Consider the following 13,344-nt stretch of genomic DNA (forward strand, 5'->3'; position numbering starts at 1 on the left):
GAGGCCGTCCATGGGGGCACCCCCACGCGCGTAGGGAGCACATCATGGTGATGATCGACGAGTGCCACAAGGCGGGGAGACCCCCACGCGCGTGGGGAGTACGTCAGGCACTCCGCGACGTGCTCACCCATCGCGGGGACACCCCCACGCGCGTGGGGGAGCACACTTGTTGAGCTGGTGTTTTTTGTGCTGAAACAGTGTTTTTGCTTTGGTTTGTGTGGGTGGTTCAGGGCTGTGCTGGGGCGATGGTGAGGAGTCCGCAGCCGTAGGGCTTGGCGCGTCCGATGCCGGTGGTGATGGCGGTGCGTGTGGTGTCTGGGTTGGCGATGGTGGCGTAGCCGTCGAATTGGACTGTCCAGAGTGGTGCTTTGGCGGTGACCTTGCGTGGTGTGGGTGGGGTGGTGAGATGGATGTCGATGAGGCCGGCTTCGGTGAGTTTTCGCTGCGCCCAGTGGCGGAGTTGATCGAGGTCGGTGATGGGGGTGCGTTTGCTGTGATGGCGTCCGGCTTGGGTGACGGCGTTGAGGACGGTGCGGAAGCGGAGCGGCTGCCCTGGGTGGAGGGTGGAGAGAGCGGCGGTGAGGTCGCGTTGCTGGACGCCGTCGATGCGGTGGCTGTCGTTGATGGGGATGGTGTGCTGCAGGAGTAGGCGGGTGGCGTTCTGGGTGGAGTGTTCGATTCGGTAGAGGATGCTGCCCGCGGCGCGTGGGTTGCTGGTGTGGTCGGGGCCTAGGTCGGGGAAGAAGGCCATGACGGCGCCGTGGACGCGGTTCCGGTCGTTCCAGTTCCTGATGTTGCGTAGTTGGGGGTGGTTCAGCGGTACGGCGGTGAGGGTCGTGGGGGTGGGTTCGAGGGTGGTGGTCATCGGGCGGGCTCCGGGTCGAGGCGGGTGAGGTGGGTTGCGGCCCAGTCGAGTGGGTCTTCGTGGTGGGGTGCGGTGGTGCGGGTGTGGTGGTGGACGCTGGTTCCATGGCCGTGCTGGGTGTTCGGGCCGAGGGGGATGTCGGCGACCGTGGTGCGGCTGGCGGCAGGTTGGGGTGGGGTGCCGTGAATCCAGATGAGTTCGACGGTCCGGGGGTGGACGGGGCGGTGTGGTGCTGGGGTGGCGTGGCTGAAGTCGGGGACGATGGCGGCGGTCTGGGTGATGTCTCCAGCGTGGAGGCCGAGGACGAAGGGCTGGGTGGGCGGGCAGGCTTTACGGCCGAGGCTTAAGGCCCAACGGGGTTCGGTGAGGGCGGTGGCGAGCCGGTGGAGATGTTCCTCGGGGCCTTGGGTGAGCCAGAGGAAGGTGGCGTCGTGGAGGTAGTGCCGTTCCGTGAGATAGGTGGTGCCGCCCATCCAGCGGTTCGCCTGGTTGCCGCGGGTGATGGGGGCGTTGCCCCTGGGGATGAGACCGAGCTGTCCGGCGCCGATGCCGTCGAAGCGGGTGTAGCCGGCGGGGAGCTGGCTGATGGTGTGGAAGTCGGATGCGATGATGCCGGGCTGGTCTACGCGGATGGCCATGTCGAGGGCGCGGAGCCAGTCGATCTCGGCGAGGTCGTGGTCGCGGCCGTGGCCGAGGGCGGCGCGGGTGAGGCCGAGGAGCCCGGACCAGGTGGGGGTGGCGTGGGTTCGGTGGATCCGGTGGGTCGCGTCGGCGCCCCAGGCTTGCAGGGGCCCGGCGAGGCGGGCGACGAGGGTGGTCATCGTGCCTCGGCGGGGTTCGGGCGGCCGGCGAGGGTCCAGTCGACGCAGGCGCTGATGAGGTCGTCGAGACTGGTGTCGGTGGTGATCTTCTCGTCCGGGGTGTGGTCGAGGATGGTGGCCAGGTGCGCGGGGCCGGGGAACTGGCGTGGGGTGAAGCGGCGAACGCGGTCGTGGGTGTCGAGCAGGGCGTCGAGGCTGGGTTTGCGGTAGCCCTCGCGGCCCGCGGCGACGGGTTTCTCGAAGGCTTGGTGCAGGGAGATCGGGCTGGTCGCGGGCACCGCCAGGGCGGCGTCGGGCATCGTGTGCGGGGCGGTGGTGTTCTGCTTGCCGGTGGGCAGGGCGGTGAGCAGGTGCCAGAAGAACAGTTCGAGTCGCGTGCGCGCGGTCTCGTTGTCGGGCGCGATCCAGGTGCGCCAGAGCTGGTCGCGGTCGAGGTTGGCGTGCCAGTAGTAGACGCCGCTGGCGTACTGGGCGAAATCGAGGTGGCCCGCGCCTTTGCCGCTGGCGGCGGCGGGGAGGTCGTCGACGGCGGTGAAGTAGTCGATCTCGTCGCCGGCGGTGTGGGTGGTGAAGGCGTGGCCGCGCTGGACCGCGGCTTCGTTCTGCAGGTCCGGGCGGGCGGCGAACATGCGGCCGTAGGCGGCGATGGCCAGTGCGGCGGTGCGTTGGGGGACGAGGAAATCGATGCTCGGGTCCGTGGTGCCTGCGTCCTGACGTACTGCGGCGACGGCCCTGCTCGCGAGGTTCTGGAGTTCGGGCTCGGCCAGCCACACGAGCGTGGCTTTCTTGTCGTGCTCGGATTCCTCGCTTTCCTCGTCTAGGTCGATCGGCTCGGTCTCAGCTGCTGTTTTCTTGGTCCTGCTGGCACGTTTTTTCTTGTCCGCTACAGCTTTCTCGCGGTTGATGACGAGGCTGCTGACGGCCAGGTCCACCTGGGTCCGCACCTGGGTGGTTTCGTCCTCGGTGAGCGGAGCACCGGTGTGCTCGGCGTGTTCGTGGGCGTAGGTGAGGGTTTGGGTGATCATGCCGCCTTTCGCGCGGTAGCTGATCTGGTCGCCGCCGGCTTCGTTCTCGTAACCGAGGCGCTTGGGCCGGGTCATGGCCTGGCTCGACCACCGGTTCCGGTTGGTGCCACCGTAGGTGAGGCTCTTGGGCATTCCCGACTCGTCGCGGTTCTGGTTGGCGTAACTGGCGGTGTAGAGCAGGTGCAGGTTCAAGAAACGACTGTCGTGCATGGGTTCTCCTGAGGAATCGGTGTGGCGTGTTCGGGTGTTCGGTGTGATTCAGCGCGGATCGCTGGCGTCGTCCTGATCTGAATCCGATGTGGACGGTTGAGCGGTGGTGTCGTCGCTGGTCGTGGTGTGGAAGTCGAGCAGGAGACGGCGGTGGACGCGTGCGCGGAGGAACGGGTCGGGGTGGTCCCACATCCGGTAGGTGCTCCACATGTCGATCCAGTCCAGTCCGAGCCCCGGGCGTTCGCTGACACGGCGGCAGAGACTGGCGATGACACGGTGTGCGGAGGTGAGCTGCTGCCGCTGCACGGCGACAAGATCGCGCCCCTGACGGGAGGCGCCCGGGTTACGCCTGTCGCGCGAGGTCAAGCTGTGCCAGGCCGCGCTGCCCAGGCGCTGGCGTGGTGCGTGAGGGACGGTGTGGGAAGACATGAGGAGTGAGGCGAACATCAGCGAGGTCTCGACGGGAACCTCGGGGACGCGGTGGTTACCGAGGTGGGGGATCGCTCGGTGTGCCAGTGCGGGTGTCGCGCCGCGGACGAGCGCCGCCCGGGCCTGGACATCGCCGCGCAAACCCAGCAGCCGCTCGACGAAGTCGGCGTCGCGCCGCAGGCGTGCCTCATGCGGATCGGCGGGGTCGGGTCCGGTAGCTGGTGTCATCGCGTGCTCCTGAGTGTGAGGCGGCGCATGGCCAGTGCGTAGCGGGCGGCGTAGCGGGGCGAGCATGAGTAGCGGGCCGCGACGCGGTCGAACGCATCGCGCGCGGTCCGCCACACCAGCTGCTCCCATGCCGCCAGCGCGGCTGGGTCGGGTGTGGAGACGATGTCGTCGAGGGAGTGGTCGATGCGTGCCATCCATGCCTGGCGCGTGGGGCGGGTCAGGCTCACGACCGCCGGCGCCGTCGTCGTGGGCCGATCCCAGCCGGAGTCCTTCGGCCGTGCCAGCAGATCGCGGAACGCTTCGCGCAGCTGGTCGGGTACACCGCGGTGCGGAGCGAACGCGATCTGCGATACAGCGCGGACGTGCTCGCGCACCCGCGGGTCGGGAAACGCCGGGTCACCGTGGCGGGCCGGCAGCGTCACGGTGAGCACGTCCTGCCAGCGCGGTGCCATGGCGGCGCCGACCTTGGAAGCGAACAGCAGGTCGAGCCGTTCCCCGTCGGCGGTGTCCGGGCTCGCGGCGAGCCAGCACCCGTCGCTCGAGATCACCCCCCGCAGAGGCTGGCCGTCGGTGCCGTCGCGGTGGCAGATGGCCATCAGCTCACCGCGCCAGGTGGACGAGGTGATCCGCAGTACCCGCGTGGCTTTCTTGCCGTCGACGTAGGTAGCCCGGTGCTGATCGGCGTCGCGTGCGGCTGTGCGCAGTCCCTTGGCGACCTCTGGTGCCACGACCGCCGCCGCGCGGACCAGCCGGGTGGTCTCGCCGCGCTCGTCGCGTGCGGTCAGCAGGACCGCTGCCGGGTTGAGCGTGGCCAGATACAGAGGGTCGCTGCTCGGCTGCGGCTGCTGTGGGTCCAGCCACGCACAGCCCTCGACCCCGCTTCCCGCCGGGCGCGCGTCGCCTGCCTCGGCGGGGATGCCGCGTAGCAGGCTGCGGTAGAGACTGGTGTTGTCCACGCGGAACACGTGAGTCAGGCCGGCGACGGAGTCGGCGAAGCTACTGCCCACGTGGCTTTTCACCAGGGTGGGGACTCCAGGGACGTTCAGGCGAGCGCAGATGCAGTTGAGGGTGTAGAACCATCGCGCGACCAGGCCGAGCGCGGTCTCGGCTGGGCTGAGCGCGCCAGTGGCCATCGGATCGCCGGGCTTGACCGACCAGGCAGCGCCGTCCTTGGACGGCAGATGCGGGAGAAGCTCGCGCACGGTGATGTCCTCGTGGGGCTTGTCCAGCGCGGTGATCAGGCGGGGATCCTGTAGGAACGGCGTGGTGGGGTGCCACAGCCACAGGTGCTCGCCGTGCACGTCCAGGAGCCGCTCGACCTGCCCGGCGGTGAAGCCCTGGTTCTTCCCGTGCTGTTCTTCCCAGTCTTCGACGGTCCAGGAGGTCTCGCGGCGGACGAGGTCGATGGTCAGGGCTTCGAGAAACCGGCGCATCGCCGCGCGCCGCAACGGGTCTCGCACGGCCAGGTCGGTGATCAGGTGTGCCCTGGTGAACAGGTCCCGCAGCGACACCAGGACTGCCGACCCGGCCTGCACCACCGGGATCCACGCCTCGGTGGCCAGGTCGAACCGGGGCTGGGCGTGCGCGGAGGTGATCGCGGCGCGGGCGGCGACCGCCGGGTCCGGTTTCGTTGGCTTGGCTGGGCGTTTCGCTGGTGTTACTACGGGTTTCCGTGTTGTGGTGGCGTTGGTCATCGGGGTGTCCTCCGGATCAGGCCGCGCACGGGATCGAGTGCCGCGAGCGGCGCGAGAGCGGTCACGGGCATGAGGGTCGAGCCCCGCAACAGCGGCGGTGCGCTGGCAGGCCAGCCGGGAGGCTGGTGCGGGGCGGCGGCACGACGCAGCTGGGTCGCGAACCAGCCGCTGACGGGCACGGTCGCCGACAGCGCGGCGAGCAGGGTGAGCCGATCGGTGTCGCGGGTCAGGGCGGCGGGGTCGCCGTCGAACGCCCACGGGGTGGCGCCGGTGGTGTCGTAGAGCAGCAGCTGGACCTGGTCGCGTTCCTGCAGCCGCGTCACCGCGCCGGCGTCCTCGTCCCACAGCCGGGGCGCGGTCAGCTGCGACCAGTCGGGCTCGTAACGTCCGAACGGGTCCTGGCCGCGTCCGGGACCCGGGCGCCAGCGCCGGGCGATCCGCCCGATCTCGTGCCCCACGGGCACGGCGGCACCGGCCTGCGTCAGCTGCGCGGTCAGGTGCCGCAGAATGTCGGCGGTCTCGGCCGGCTCACCGGCCGTGTCGGCGGCGAGGTCCTCCAGCGACACGTGAGCGGCGTCGATCGCGGGTTGGATGTCCTGCGGCAGCAGGAAAGACTCGCGCAGGCCACCGGCCAGGCATGCCGGGTGGCTCCACGTCCGGTGCAGCTCGGCGGCGGTGTAGGGCAAGGGGGTGTTCGACGCGGCCAGCGCACCATCGGGTCTGGACGGGACGAGGAGGTGCAGCACGGGGTCTCCCTCGCGATAGGCGAGCTTGCCGGGGTGTGACCATCCGGTGCCGGTGTTCACCGAGTGCCGCCACTGCCGACCCGACCTTTGCAGCAGTGCCGCCATCGGCGCCAGGTCGGTCACCAGCACATCAAGATCCAGATCCAGTGCCGCTTCGGCCACCTGGGTCGCCGCGATGAACACTGCCCCCGCCGGTGCCTTCTTGCCGACCAGTGCCTCGACCTCGGTGGTCGCCGCGGCGCGCTGACCGCCCGGCATTCGCGCGTGCACGAGGCAGGCCGGTTCCGTGGCCGCGTACTGCTCGAACACCTCGATCGCGCGATCGACGGTGTTGACGATCAGCCCGATCCGCGCGCGTGGCTGCTCGGCCCGCAGCTGCCGCAGCACCCGCACCGTCGCCGCCGTGCGTTCCGCGCCCGATGGCGGCACCCGGTGGTAGGCCAAGCGCAACGTGAAGGACCGCCACGCCGTCAACGGCTCGCACTCCAGCGTGTCGTCCACCGTCACCACCGCCGGATACGGCAACTCCGCCGGCAGTCTCTCGAGCACCTGCTCGACCGCGTCGCTGCTCGGGCGCCGCAACCAGCCCCGCGACCACGCCGCCGCAAGCTCCCGCACCCGCGCCCGCGGCAACGTCGCCGACAGCAGCGTCACCCGGCACCCGAACGCCCCCAGCCAGCCCAGCAACCGGCACAGCAACGCGTGCTGGAACGGGTCATAGGTGTGGACCTCGTCCAGCACCACGTGCTTCCCTGCCAGCGCGGCCAACCGCACCGGCAGGAACCGGTGATCCAACGCCGCGGCGAGCACCTGATCACACGTGCCGACCGTGACCGGAGCCCACAGCCCGCGATGCCGGCCCTCACACCAATCCGACGGCCGCAGCCCATCCCCCGAACCCTCGTCGTTCCCCAGCGGACGCAGCGCACTGGCCGCGTAGAAGTCGTGCAGCACGGCCTGCCCATGCGACAGCCGCCCGAACCCCGCAGTGCCCTTCCACAACGCTTGCACCCGCGAGAACAACGCGTCCGCGGTCGCCATCGTCGGCAACCCGAAGAACAACCCGTCACCCGCAGGAGTGCCGGCCGCGACCGACGCGTCCGCGGTGTGGCGGTACAACGCGAACTCCGTCTTGCCCTCACCCATCGGCGCCATCACGATCACCAGCCCCGGACCGTGCCTCCGCTCGGCCACCCACTCCTGCGCCGCACCCCGCGGCGCATGCCCCTCGAACAGATCCGGAAAGCCACCCGTGGGGGTATCGCTGCCGAACAGCACCCCCCGCAAGGCAGGCGCTGCCTCGGTCACCCGGTGACGCAGATAGCCCGCCATATCCCCGGTTTCCAGCAACACCCTGGGCGACGCGGCGACGAACTTCTCATCGGACGCCACCCAGTCACACAGACACACCAACCCGGTCATCGCCACCACGAACGGCACCAGGGATTTCTCGAGCCCGTCCGGCCACCCCTCCAGCGAGACGTCCGCCCCCGCCAGTGTCGATACCGCCGCGACCACGTCGGACAACAGCTCTTGCTGCAGCCGCAACCACGCCGGATCCACCGCCCGCTCCCGCATCTCCACCAGCGGCCTGGTCGGTAGGAAATCCGGGCCCGACGGCTGATACCGGCCGTGATGCCCCATCACCACCCGCCGAGCCCACCCCGGCAACCCCGTCAGCTCGTGCAGCACCCACCCGGTCACCGCCTCGTGCCGCAACCACCAGCCACCACGCCCGGCCACCTCCGGCCGCTGCCGCGGCGCTGCCATCGGCAACCCCAGCGCCCCCAACTCCCGCACATACTCCGAAAAAGAACCTGAATGTCGCGACCACAGCTGACCAGTGAACTCCCTGGAGCACTTCCCCAGATCGTGAGACGCCGCCAGCACCGCGAACCGCGCCCGCGCCAGCCCCCCATCCCCCGGGGCCAGCACCTGCACCAGCCTCGACCGCAGCCCCGGCGCGAAACCCTCCCACGCCACCCACGCCACCGCAGCCGTATCCAGCAGATGACCAACCAACGGAAACGGGCCAACGCCCGTCTCCCACTTGCCCCAGACCCGCAACATCGCCATCAGACGACACACCGCCAGTGACCAAGCCGCACCCGCAGTCTGTGTCCCGGCAGGATCGCCCGCAGAGACACCTGCTGACTTCCGCACCTCCCATGCATGCCGTAGTCGTATCAACACCCTCCGACAAAACGGCGAATGCGCAGATCAAGCAGGCTTTGACCACCAGCCACGCCAGCGAGGACTTCGTGAGCTGCGCGGGGCAGGGTCACCGGCCCAATACACGACACCCACCGACGGCCCTCAGTAAGGACAACCGCTAGACCCGCCAGGGACGGTCACGAAGAGGCCAACCCCACGCGCAAGAGGAGAACCGGCTGGCGATTCTCCCCGGCCGCCAGCCAACATACGCGGGGAGACCACATCCGGGATCACGTCGTTGTAGAGCTGCGTGAGACCCCGCAAGGCGAAGAGAACGCCTCGGTAGATGGGCGCTGTCGGTCAGACTCAGCCGACACTCATATGACGAGAAACTCGGTCCCCCCGATGATCGGGGCGGTAGTTCGGGAAGTCTCACCTACGTAGAGGAGAACGCGCCGCAGTGGCTCGCCCGGCTGTATCTCTGTCGGGACAGACCCATCCGCCAGGGAAGATTCCCTTCGGGTTGCCGTTCGACTTCCTGTGAACGCCAGGGCCTACGTGTGGGGAGACTCGGCCGGTTCCGACGTCGAGACCGAACTCGATGATGGCACCCCCACGCGCGTAGGGAGAACGGTCTGTGGAAGCGAACTCGTGGCGGATACCGGGGAACACCCCCAAGCGCTGGGGGGGCTTGCAGCAGCTTCCATCGTCAACTCGGCCAGGGGACACCCCCATGCGCGTGGGGAGGACCCCTGCGACGGCCTGGACGTCTTCGCTGAGTGCGGGACACCCCCACGCGCGTGGGGAGAACGACTGGTCGCTGTACTTCTGCGGCACGCCGGTGGGGGCACCCCCACACGCGTGGGGAGGACGGCGATCGTCGGACCGCAGCGCTACATGAGCCGCGGGCCACCCCCACCCGCGTGGGGAGCACATCATGGTGGTGATCGACGAGTGCCACAAGGCGGGGACACCCCCACGCGTGTAGGGAGGACTCGGTGATGCCGGTGTTGACCTCGATGGTCCACGGGACACCCCCACGTGCGTGGGGAGAACGTACAGGCGCAACCCGGTGTCGGGAAGTCCGCGGGGGCACCCCCACGTGCGTGGGGAGAACGCCCCGGCGCCGCCGCCGTAGGACACCGACAGGGGGACACCCCCACGTGCGTGGGGAGAACACTTGGCGACCTGCGGTTTCTCGGACGGTAACGCTGTTTTGCATTCAGTTCCGCCTCGGGCGGCTTTCGAATCGCTGTCCTGGAAGCAGGGCGCCGATTGCCATCGGAGTTCACTGTAGTCACGAGGCCAAGCATTGGGCCGGCTAGTTTAGGACTTGGCGCCACTGGTGTGGCATGTCGTCAGTAGTGCGGCTACGCCCCGTACGAGGCCGGGGACTTCATGCAGGACATGTGGCTCGCCTTGTTCAGCCAGTTCGACAGGACCCGGGATGCCACGACGTCTCCGATTGGGCTCCGTTGCCGAAGTAGAGCCCGGCACGGCATGGCACGGCGCGACACCCGCCGCAGTCAGAGGTTCACGTTGACCTGCATGGATGGTCGAAATTCGACACCTTGCGGCACTGGTTGACCTTGCGGCGGAGGGGACTTGTAATCCGAGGGAATCTGCAGCTTGTCGACGTGGACGGGGAGCGCTGTGTGGTCCCGAGCGGAACTATCCGGCCGGGTGAATAGAGTACCGGCCTGCCGCACGCCATCAGGGGCTCGAACCCCTGAACCTGCTCTAGCGGACGTCTCAGCGTCGAACGAAGCAGATAAGAGCGGTGTTGCGTTGCTTGCCTTCGTCGCGTTTGCACTGGAAGTTTCCGAGTTGCGGACTGTCAAACGGTGGCGCATACCGGGTCTGTCCACTTTCGACGCTGGCGCCCGGGAGGTCAGTATGGCTTGGACAGAGAAGATAGGCCCGCGCTCGTGGCGTGTCCGGTATCCCACGGCTGACGGCAGGATCGGGTCGCGTTCTGGTTTCGGCACCAAGAAGTTGGCCGATGACTATGCCAATCAGATTGAGGCCGATCAACGGCGTGGTATCTGGTTGGACCCGCAGGCGGCGAAGACCAGCGTGTCCGCCTGGGTGGCCTTGTGGACCGAAACTCTCGACGTTGAGGTCCGCACCGAGGAGAACTATCGCAGCCGGATCCGTAACCAGATCGAGCCGCGGTGGGGGAGTACCGCGGTCGGTGATATCACCGCCTTGGCGGTGACGTTGTGGGTGAAGGAGTTGCGGCGCCGTTACGCTCGGTCGACGGTGGCCGGCATTGTCACGGTGTTCTCGATGATGCTTGACGACGCTGTCGACGAGCGGCTCATCGCCGTCAATCCGGTGCGCAGGAGGGCGCGGCGTGGTCGGCGCCGCGAGCGGTCGCCCGTTCCCGCCGAACGGATCTGGGCCACGCCCGAGCAGGTTGTCCGGATCTCGGACAATGTGGAGTTACTGGGTTGCCGCTGTTATGGGCTGTTGGTGGTGACCGCGGGTTGGACCGGGGCACGTTGGGGCGAACTGACCGGGCTGCGCCGCGTCAACACGCACCTCGACGACGGCTGTATCGTCATTGATCCGGACACCGGCTGCTTGCATGAAGGCAACCATCGGCTATGGCTCGGGCGCCGAAGACGCCCGCGTCGGCGCGCACCATCACGCTCCCACCGTTCCTGATCGATCTGTTGCGGGATCATCTGGACGGTCATGATGGCGAGTTCGTGTTCGCGAGTCCGCGTCGTTGCTGGTTGCGCCGCAGTGACTTCGATCGGCGGGTCTTTCGCCCCGCGGTTGACGGAAACCTGCAACGTCTCGACGCTGCTGTGTCGATCGAACCGGTCCGGCCGGGGCTGACGTTCCACGGACTACGGCACAGTCACAAGACGTGGATGATCGCTGACGGTATCCCCGAGATCGCCCAAGCCCGGCGGCTCGGGCATCGGCTCGACAACCGCATCGTGGAGACCTATAGCCACGTCGCCCCCGAGGTCGAGCGACGCTTGCTCCGCTGCCTTGAGAGACGCTGGCGCAAAGCACGCGCAGCTGTGGGCCGACCGAACGCGCCACGGCCGGCCGGATCTATGGGACCGCTGGCTGACCCCCACCGCGCCGCGGTGGTGGGAAAGCAGCGGTGAAAATCGGAGTAGCTGAGACGTTTCCCTGCCTCGCTTCACCGCGAGCCCCACGTGTCCTCGGCCTGGCGCCTGTTGCTGATCATCGAGCAGGCAGAGCGGCAAGATCGATCCTCCAGAAATCCTCCAGCAGAGGCTCCTGAAGCGATCCGCCTCGGATCTTCAGGTGATCACCGAAGAGCCGCCGTTAAACGAGAAAACCCTCCCTGACCTGCGGAAGTTCCGCTGATTCGGGAGGGTTTTCGTACTGTGGAGCTAAGGGGACTCGAACCCCTGACCCCCTCACTGCCAGTTCGATCAAGGCGCTGACCTGCGGTTATAGAGAAACCGCTGGTCGGCTGACGCAGTTGTGCTCTGTTCCATGCGGTCCGGTGTCGTTGGGCGATGTTGTAGCCGACGGTGTGCTCCAGGACTGCTCCAGAAAAATTGGTGTGAGATTCGGCTGTCAGTGGCAGCCGTGGGTGATTGCCTTCGTCGTGGATTCGATACCTGGCCTCTTGTGGGCGTCGCTTGCGGAGTTGGCGGACCACTGCCTGCAACGTTCAGTCTGCCTGTGCAGGCCGTTGTCGATCGCGTCCGCTCACGCCGATGAGCGGATGTTCGCGGCGTCGCCCCCTGCCGGTGCCCTGGGCCCTGGACCGCCTCCTCCAGCTCCCACCGCCGGGGCCCTCCACCAGCGTCAGTAGCTGCCCGGCATGATCGAAACCTCGGCGCAGTCGCTGTACTCTTGGCTGAAGCGATTCGAGGGTAATGGCGGGCATGGCCTGGTGGACCGGTTGCGGCCGCCGGAGACCGCTCCGACCCGGCTCGCTGCCAACGTGGAGGCGCTGGTGTGCGAGCTGCGTCGTGCCCATCCCTGCTGGAGGCATGGGTCACTTGCGCCACATTTCCAGCGGTTGCCTCATCGGCATCGCGAATAGCAGCGCATATTCAGTTGTCAAGTTTGGCTCGACTTGGCTGTCGGCGTGAAACTCTAAGACGGATGTACATCTTCTGGATTGAGGTTCTGAATCCACTGTAGAGTCCTCGGGTTCCAGTCGTACCTCGCGTCGTTCGGCATCTTTGGGTACTGTTCTGGTTGGCCGCCAATCCATCGAAAGGGCTTATCGGGAGTTCCGAAATCGATTTTCTGTTCTTTTCCGTTGATCTTTGCTGTTACCCTGATGCGGCCAGAGTAAAGAAAGCCAGTAGTGGATTCTACCCGCACGATCGCGCCGTCGTAGCCTGATCCGTTCAGTACCATGGCGGCGGGCGGCATGGGCTGCGGCACCGGATCCTTATCGGTTTGGTCAAGCAAGGTCGTCTTGCCGGTTCCCACGTCGACCGTCAGGATTGACCCAGGTATCCCGTCGGCTCCGTATTGGCACTGAAGAACGGTGAATAAACTACCGATTGGCCGCTTTGTGAACACGGTTGGCTCTACGCGAGTGACAACGACTTGATCGTTCTTGCCGGACAGTATGGTCATCCAGACCTGTGGCTGCATGGTGTAGATCCGCTGTTCGCCTGCGAGCCAGTTCTCCCATTCGTCGCAGTGGTTGCGCACCTCGTGCGTGGGATACTCTGGCGGTTTCGGTAGTTCATTTGGGGTGCCGTCGAAAAAGAAGGTGGCGTGGCCGGCCCATCCGATGTCGACATCCCCGATTGACATTGGCGCGGGCGGGAATACCTTGTAGCTGCATGATATTTCGTTGTTGTTACCTGCGGCATTGCAGTCCCCGGTGATTTCATTTAGGGGTGCTGGTGCTGGTGCTGGTGCTGGTGCGGGTTTTGGGTCTGGCTTCGCCAGTTGTAGCATGGCTACAATCAGGGCGGCGATGGTGATTATCCCTGTAAGGCCCAGCCACCATGGATGTCTCAGTAATCTCGACACGATGGAGCGGTGTGCTCGCTTCTCGTTCAATGGAGCCTCCGATAGCCGCGATTCGCTGAACTATGCTACGAAGTCGCAGGGCGCCTTATCTCTGTTACCGGATTCCTGGAATGTTGTCATGATTTCGCGACTTGCGGCTTCGATTACCTCGATTTATCCGGCGGGGTGCTGGCG

10 protein-coding genes are annotated in these 13,344 nt (G+C 67.0%); 3 read left to right on the forward strand and 7 right to left on the reverse strand.

The genetic code is table 11. The features are described from left to right. Positions 1 to 226 precede the first annotated feature (226 nt). Genes ACOCEP_RS18850 through cas3 form a run of 6 tightly spaced genes read right to left on the reverse strand, consistent with a single transcriptional unit; the run spans position 227 to position 8,094 of the window. Positions 227 to 865, reverse strand: coding sequence for a type I-E CRISPR-associated protein Cas6/Cse3/CasE (locus ACOCEP_RS18850; RefSeq protein WP_482338851.1), 639 nt, complete (start codon positions 863 to 865; stop codon positions 227 to 229). Then, the gene (gene cas5e, locus ACOCEP_RS18855) at positions 862 to 1,686 is read right to left on the reverse strand and encodes a type I-E CRISPR-associated protein Cas5/CasD (RefSeq protein WP_482338853.1); all 825 of its coding nucleotides are present in this window, start codon (positions 1,684 to 1,686) and stop codon (positions 862 to 864) included. Before cas5e ends, ACOCEP_RS18850 begins: the two co-directional genes overlap by 4 nt. Further along, the gene (gene cas7e / locus ACOCEP_RS18860; protein WP_482338854.1) at positions 1,683 to 2,921 is read right to left on the reverse strand and encodes a type I-E CRISPR-associated protein Cas7/Cse4/CasC; all 1,239 of its coding nucleotides are present in this window, start codon (positions 2,919 to 2,921) and stop codon (positions 1,683 to 1,685) included. The genes cas5e and cas7e overlap by 4 nt, the downstream gene beginning before the upstream one ends. A 48-nt stretch (positions 2,922 to 2,969) precedes the next feature. Further along, a complete protein-coding gene (locus ACOCEP_RS18865) occupies positions 2,970 to 3,578 on the reverse strand; it encodes a hypothetical protein (protein ID WP_482338855.1) in 609 nt (202 codons plus the stop codon). After that, positions 3,575 to 5,272 (reverse strand): type I-E CRISPR-associated protein Cse1/CasA, encoded by a 1,698-nt coding sequence (locus ACOCEP_RS18870; RefSeq protein WP_482338856.1) that lies wholly within the window; start codon positions 5,270 to 5,272, stop codon positions 3,575 to 3,577. Before ACOCEP_RS18870 ends, ACOCEP_RS18865 begins: the two co-directional genes overlap by 4 nt. After that, complete coding sequence (gene cas3 / locus ACOCEP_RS18875; RefSeq protein WP_482338858.1) at positions 5,269 to 8,094, reverse strand: CRISPR-associated helicase Cas3'; 2,826 nt, start codon at positions 8,092 to 8,094, stop codon at positions 5,269 to 5,271. The genes ACOCEP_RS18870 and cas3 overlap by 4 nt, the downstream gene beginning before the upstream one ends. A gap of 1,866 nt (positions 8,095 to 9,960) precedes the next feature. Between cas3 and ACOCEP_RS18880 the strand changes: the two genes are divergently transcribed. The 3 genes from ACOCEP_RS18880 to ACOCEP_RS18890 all read left to right on the forward strand — a co-directional run bounded on the left by ACOCEP_RS18880 (position 9,961) and on the right by ACOCEP_RS18890 (position 12,217). Continuing rightward, complete coding sequence (locus ACOCEP_RS18880) at positions 9,961 to 10,842, forward strand: hypothetical protein (RefSeq protein ID WP_482338860.1); 882 nt, start codon at positions 9,961 to 9,963, stop codon at positions 10,840 to 10,842. Further along, the gene (locus tag ACOCEP_RS18885) at positions 10,782 to 11,300 is read left to right on the forward strand and encodes a tyrosine-type recombinase/integrase (RefSeq protein WP_482338861.1); all 519 of its coding nucleotides are present in this window, start codon (positions 10,782 to 10,784) and stop codon (positions 11,298 to 11,300) included. The genes ACOCEP_RS18880 and ACOCEP_RS18885 overlap by 61 nt, the downstream gene beginning before the upstream one ends. A gap of 692 nt (positions 11,301 to 11,992) precedes the next feature. Continuing rightward, positions 11,993 to 12,217: a helix-turn-helix domain-containing protein gene (locus tag ACOCEP_RS18890; protein ID WP_482338863.1), complete on the forward strand. Its 225-nt coding sequence runs from the start codon at positions 11,993 to 11,995 to the stop codon at positions 12,215 to 12,217. Positions 12,218 to 12,270: 53 nt separating this feature from the next. Here ACOCEP_RS18890 and ACOCEP_RS18895 read toward each other — a convergent pair whose 3' ends face one another. After that, positions 12,271 to 13,200 (reverse strand): hypothetical protein, encoded by a 930-nt coding sequence (locus tag ACOCEP_RS18895; protein WP_482338865.1) that lies wholly within the window; start codon positions 13,198 to 13,200, stop codon positions 12,271 to 12,273. Between the last annotated feature and the right edge of the window lie 144 nt (positions 13,201 to 13,344).

The sequence above is a fragment of the Amycolatopsis sp. CA-211722 genome (genome assembly GCF_056828465.1).